This window comes from Streptosporangium fragile, from assembly GCF_039534445.1.
Taxonomy (GTDB): domain Bacteria; phylum Actinomycetota; class Actinomycetes; order Streptosporangiales; family Streptosporangiaceae; genus Streptosporangium; species Streptosporangium fragile.
Window position 1 is genome coordinate 1 of the sequence record NZ_BAAAVI010000141.1, and the last position, 5,293, is coordinate 5,293.

The 5,293-nt window shown below is 73.9% G+C and carries 5 protein-coding genes; 3 read left to right on the forward strand and 2 right to left on the reverse strand.

All coding sequences use genetic code 11. The features are described 5' to 3' along the window. Positions 1–244 precede the first annotated feature (244 nt). Positions 245–997, reverse strand: coding sequence for an NAD-dependent epimerase/dehydratase family protein (locus tag ABD841_RS40040; RefSeq protein WP_344982288.1), 753 nt, complete (start codon positions 995–997; stop codon positions 245–247). 183 nt (positions 998–1,180) lie between these two features. Between ABD841_RS40040 and ABD841_RS40045 the strand changes: the two genes are divergently transcribed. Together ABD841_RS40045 and ABD841_RS40050 are read left to right on the forward strand one after the other, a co-directional pair. Beyond that, a complete protein-coding gene (locus ABD841_RS40045) occupies positions 1,181–2,128 on the forward strand; it encodes an NAD-dependent epimerase/dehydratase family protein (protein ID WP_344982289.1) in 948 nt (315 codons plus the stop codon). A gap of 120 nt (positions 2,129–2,248) precedes the next feature. Further along, on the forward strand, positions 2,249–3,025 hold the full coding sequence (locus tag ABD841_RS40050) for a phytanoyl-CoA dioxygenase family protein (protein ID WP_344982290.1): 777 nt from the start codon (positions 2,249–2,251) through the stop codon (positions 3,023–3,025). Positions 3,026–3,175: 150 nt separating this feature from the next. On the opposite strand, the gene ABD841_RS40055 is transcribed toward ABD841_RS40050, so the two are convergent. Next, entirely contained in the window at positions 3,176–4,321 is a 1,146-nt protein-coding gene (locus ABD841_RS40055) for an acyl-CoA dehydrogenase family protein (RefSeq protein WP_344982291.1), read from the reverse strand. A gap of 418 nt (positions 4,322–4,739) precedes the next feature. On the opposite strand from ABD841_RS40055, the gene ABD841_RS40060 reads away from it, so the two are divergent. After that, a partial coding sequence (locus tag ABD841_RS40060; RefSeq protein ID WP_486389215.1) for a glycosyltransferase family protein occupies positions 4,740–5,293 on the forward strand: 554 nt, incomplete at its 3' end.

The following is a 5,293-nucleotide window of genomic DNA, read 5'->3' on the forward strand; positions in this document are numbered from 1 at the left end:
CCACGCCCGCCCCGGCGGAGATCGTGCCGCTGCTGGAACGGCTGACCGCCGAGCATCGCGGCCGTTGATCCTCTCCGGGACCGGGGAGGCTGCCGGGTTGAGTGGTCCTCTCCGGGACCGGGGAGGCTGCCGGGCTGAGTGGTCCTCTCCGGGCGGGACGGTCAGGCCGCCGGGTTGAGTGGTTCTCTCCTGGGCGGGGCGGTCCGGCCGCCGGGCGAAGTGCTTCCCCGGGACGGGGCGGCGGTCAGGCCGTCCGGCCGAGATGACCCGTCTCGGTGAGGTAACGCTCGACGGCGCGGCGGTGGTAGCCGGGCCCGAGGCCCATCTCCGCGACCGCCGGCAGCACCGTCCGGAGTTTCCCGACGGACGGGCAGTGCGAGACGTGGGTGCCCTCGATGATCCGGTGCTCCGGGGTGACCCGGAGCAGCCGCTCGATGTGCTCCACGACGTGGAGGATCTCCACGCAGTCGCCCGAGGCGACGTTCAGGACCTGGTTGGTGACCCCCGCGCCGAGCAGCCGGTCGAGGATGGCCACGAAGTCGGAGACGTGCAGCATGTCCCTGCGGGCGCCCCGGTAGATCTGCACCCGGCCCGAGAGGATCTGCCGTATCAGCGCCGGCACCAGCCGGAAGTCGGGCCCGTGCGGCCCGAGGACGTATCCCAGGCGCAGGATGAGATGGTCCACGCCGGACTCCTGTATCCGGGTCTCCAGGTCCCGCTTGTGCGCGCCGTACCGGGTGGAGGGGACGATCGGGTCGTCCTCCCGCCCGCGGCAGCCCGGCCCGCCGTACATGCTCGCGGTGGAGAAGAACACCAGTGCCCGTCCCTGCCGCCGGCCGCGCCGGATCATCTCCTCCACGAGCGCGGCCTCGCGCCGGTGGTCCGGCTCCGGCAGGTGCTGCCGGGGGACCCCCGCCGCCAGGACGATGAATCCGGGATGGGCGTCGCGCAGCGGCTGGAGATGGTGGGCGAGGAATCCGTTACCGATTATCTGCATGTCCCCGAACCTGACGTGTCCCTGCGGCCGGAACCCACCGTAGGCCGCCGGGCTGGCGCATCCCTGGTGGCCCGCTCGACGCCCCCTGGGCCGGCCGCGCGGCGGCGCGGGACGTTCGTCAAGCCCGCCACTACTGCGTGCTGCGAAGGTCGCACCCAGACCCCCAACGTCCCCGGAGATCCAATGCCTGGAAGAGTTCGGCCCGCCGGGTGTCGCGTCGCGGTGCTCGGGGGAACCGGCTGGGTCGGCAGGCACGTCTGCGCGGCGCTGGCGGAGCGCGGCCACGACCCTCTCGTCGTCGCCCGCAACCACGTCCCGCATGTCTCCGGCTACGACTTCCGGCCGCTCGACCTCGTCGCGGCCGGTGCCGGCACGATCGCGGAGATGCTCCGCGCCGAGGACGTCGGCATCGTGATCAACGCGACCGACGGGGCCAACACGACCGACGGCTGGGACCGGACCGAGGCGGAGCTGAGGCGGGTGAACGTGGACTCCGTCCATCGCCTGCTGGCCGCGATGGCCGAGCTGCCGTGGCGGTCGAGGATCGTGCACATCGGCACGATCCACGAGTACGGGCCGGTCGGCGCGGGCATCCCCATCGGCGAGTCCGTCACCCCCCGGCCGGTCAACGCCTACGCGCGGACCAAGTTCGCCGGGTCGGCGGCCGCGCTGGAGGCGGCGCGGGACGGTGTCGTGGACGGTCTCGTGCTGCGGCTCGCCAACGTGTGCGGCCCGTACCCGTCGCCCGCGAGCTTCCCCGGCAAGTTGCTGCAGATGTTCCGCGACGCCGCGGGAGGCGCGGAGGTCGTGCTCAGCATCGCCGACGCCAGGCGGGACTTCGTGGACGTCCGCGACGTGGCCGACGCCGTGCTGAGGGCCGTCCGCGCGCCCGTGACCGGCCGGGCGGTCAACATCGGGAGCGGTACGGTGGTGGACATCCGCGACCTGGTCGCCCAGCTCGCCGAGGTGGCGGGGCTGCCGCCGGGCGCGATCAAGGAGACGGGCGGCCCCGTGCCGAGCCTGGGCGGTGACTGGATCCAGGCCGACATCCGGCTGGCCGAGCGCCTGCTCGGCTGGCGGCCCCGGACCGGCCTCGCCGAGTCCCTGCGGGCGATGTGGGAGGCGGGCTGAGGCGGGGGCGCGACCCCGCCGGGGAGATGAGCCCGCGTCGAGCCCGCTGCGAGAGCGCCCGGCTAGTTTCGTGGAGTCACGCCGGCTTCGCGCCGGGAAGGCCGCCCAGTGGAGGGGACTGTGCTCAGCACCGCCGAGACCCTGCCCGCCGAGACCGTCGCCCGTTACCGGAGGGACGGTTACGTGCACGTCCCGCGCCTGCTCAGCGCGGCGGAGGTCGAGGAGTTCCTGACCGACGCGTTGGACGTGCTGGCCCGCGAGGAGAAGACCCACTGGGGCGAGGACGGCACCACCATCCTCGACTTCGTCGAGGACGCCCAGCTCAAGAGCGAGGCGATGCGCCGGCTCGCGCTCCACCCGCGAATCACCGCCGTCGCCGAGCGGCTGGCCGGGGCGCCGCTGCGGCTCTTCAAGACCGAGCTGCTCCGCAAGGGCACGATGTCGCTGCCCACGGAGGCGCACTTCGACGAGTTCGCCCTGCCGTTCTCCGGCGCGCCGGTCGGGCTGACCGTGTGGGTAGCCCTGGTCGACGTGCCGGTGGAACGCGGGTGCATGAACTTCGTGCCCGGGTCCCACCTGCTTCCGCCGCCGGAGCGCGCCGTCGAGGCGTGGGACGCCTACAGCCGTCCGGAGGTGCGGTGGATGCCCCGGGTCGCGGTCCCGATCCGGGCGGGCGACTGCACCTTCCACCACACGCGGGTCGTGCACGCGGCGGGCGCGAACTCCACCGGCCACACCAGGGTCTCCGTGACCACGGTCTACATGGACGCCGACGCGGTGTACCGCCCCACCGGCAACCAGCACATCGACGAGCTGGCCGGAGCCGGCGAGCTGGTCCCGGGGCGGCCCCTCCGGGGTGAGCGTTTCCCCCGGATCACGGGCCCCGACCCCGCCTGACCCCGCCCGGCCCGCCGCCCGGTCCGAGGGTGGCCGGGCCCGGTCCGAGGGTGGCCGGTGGTGTGGCCCGGAGCCGACCGGCCACCGGCCGCCGGCCCGGACCGGCCGGTGGCCTGCCCGGGACCGGCCGGGGCCCTGCCCCGGTGACGGCTACTCGCCGGGGGGCAGGGCCACGTCGCTCAGGTAGTCGACGGCGTCCGGATAGCCGAAGGGGTGCATGAAACCCCCCGCGCGGACGTCGCGGTAGAACCGCGACAGCGGGTTGGCCGCGGAGTACGAGGCCCCGCCGATCATGGTGAGGCAGCCGTCCACGATGTCGGGCGCGAAGCGGTTGACGATCAGCTTGGTCCGCTGGAAGGCGTGCATCATGCGCCGGCCGCGTTCGGCGAGGTCCCCCTCGAACTCGTAGGAGAAGTAGTCGGCGGTCGCCAGGCAGGCGGCCACGGTCGTGCGCAGCGCGTACAACTGGGCGTCGATCTCGGCCAGGAGCGTGCGCACGGCTCCCGCGGGCGTGCGCCCGCGCCGGCGGAGCATGTCCACGGCGGCGTCACGCGCCGCCTGGGCGATCCCGGTGTAGATGCCGAGCATGGTGATCGAGCTGACCGTCTGGCCGGCCAGCGCCGCGTCGCTGTGCGCGCCGACGGGGCCGCGCAGGAAGACGTCCGCCTCCGGTACGGCGCAGCCGTCCATGACCACGTCGACGCTGCCGGACGCCCGCATGCCCAGGCCGTCCCAGTTGTCCAGCACCGCGAACCCCGGAGCCTGCCGGGACACCACCGCCGCGGCGCCCACGGGCGGACCGCCGTCCCCCCCGGTCTGCGCGGAGATGACGAAGTGCGTGGCGATCGGCGCCATGCTCGCGAGCGTCTTGCGCCCGGACAGCACCCAGCCGCCGCCCGGCGCGGGGGTCAGCGTGGTGCGGACCCGGGGCGCGTCCTTGACCGTGGTGCAGACCACCGCCTCGCCCGAGCCCATCGCGCGGAGCAGCCGTTCGGCGAGGCGCTGCGCGGCGTCGCCACCGTGCTTCCACTCGTAGGTGAGCGTCAGCCCCCGGCTGAGCTGCATGTGCAGTGCGAGCGCGGTCGAGGCGTCGGCCTCGGCCACGGTCAGGAGCGCCAGGCAGACGTCGTGGAGGCAGCTCAGGCCCAGCCCGCCGAGTTCCGCGGGCACGGTCGCGCCGAGCACGCCGTCCTTCCGGAAGTTCATGAACGTCTCGGCGGGGAAGGCGCCCTTCCGGTCGTTCTCCTCGGCCTCCGCCTGGATCTGGGCGAGGTGTCCGGTCAGCAGATCGAGCAACGCGTGACCCTCGGGAGTTCTCGGTTCGCGTAGCTCCCCCGTCCGTGACGGGTCGCCTCCGTGCACCGCCATCGTGTTCCCCGCCTTCCTCCGCTCGATGGGATCCGGTCCGCCCGATGATTCCGCGCCCGGTTCGAGGTTCGGTGGAAGCCCGGCCCGGCCGCGGGACTCCAGTGGGCTTCCACGGCTTCTCCAGGCGTGGCGGCGAGCATGGGGGCCGGTTCCGGGGTGCCGGGCCGGGCGGCGCCTCGCGCGTCGCTCGAACGTCCGGGGGCCGGCCGGAGAGCGGCTCCGTGGAGACGTCGAGCACGCCGCGAGCGGCGGCTGCGAGGCTCGCATTCCGGCCCGCGCCCGGCGGCCCGGCCAGGCCCGGCGGGCGTGCCCCGCCCGTGTCCGCCCCCGTTCGAGGAGAGGGACCTTGCGAGTCTTGTTCGTGACGCTGCCGGTGAAGGCGCATCTGTATGTGCAGGTCCCGCTGGCGTGGGCGCTGCGGGCCGCGGGGCACGAGGTGTGCGTGGCCGGTCAGCCCCAGCTGGTCGACGACATCACCCGCACCGGCCTGACGGCCGTTCCGGTCGGCGCGTCGCTGGACCACGAGGCGGTGATGGCGGACATCCGCCAGCGCCAGGAGGAGATCGAGGAGCGGGGGGAGGAGGCGCACCCCTGGGAGACGGAATGGGAGAAGGTGCTGGACATCGCCGAGTCCCGGCCCGAGAAGCTGACGTACGACTACCTGCACGGCGTGAACACCGTGTGGACGTTCAACATCCAGGCCCTCTCCCCGCCGGACATGACGGACGATCTCGTGGCGTTCGCGCGCGCGTGGAAGCCGGACCTCGTGATCTGGGACGCCCTCATCTACGCGGGGCCGGTGGCGGCCAGGGCGTGCGGGGCGGCCCACGCCCGGCTGCTGTTCGGCCTGGACCTCCTGGGCCGGATGCGGGAGCGGTACCGGGGCGAGCTGCTGCGCAG

Coding starts and splice junctions, on each gene's coding strand:
- ABD841_RS40040 (WP_344982288.1), bottom strand. CDS start 997: ATGCAGATAATCGGTAACGGATTCCTCGCCCACCATCTCCAGCCGCTG.
- ABD841_RS40045 (WP_344982289.1), top strand. CDS start 1,181: ATGCCTGGAAGAGTTCGGCCCGCCGGGTGTCGCGTCGCGGTGCTCGGG.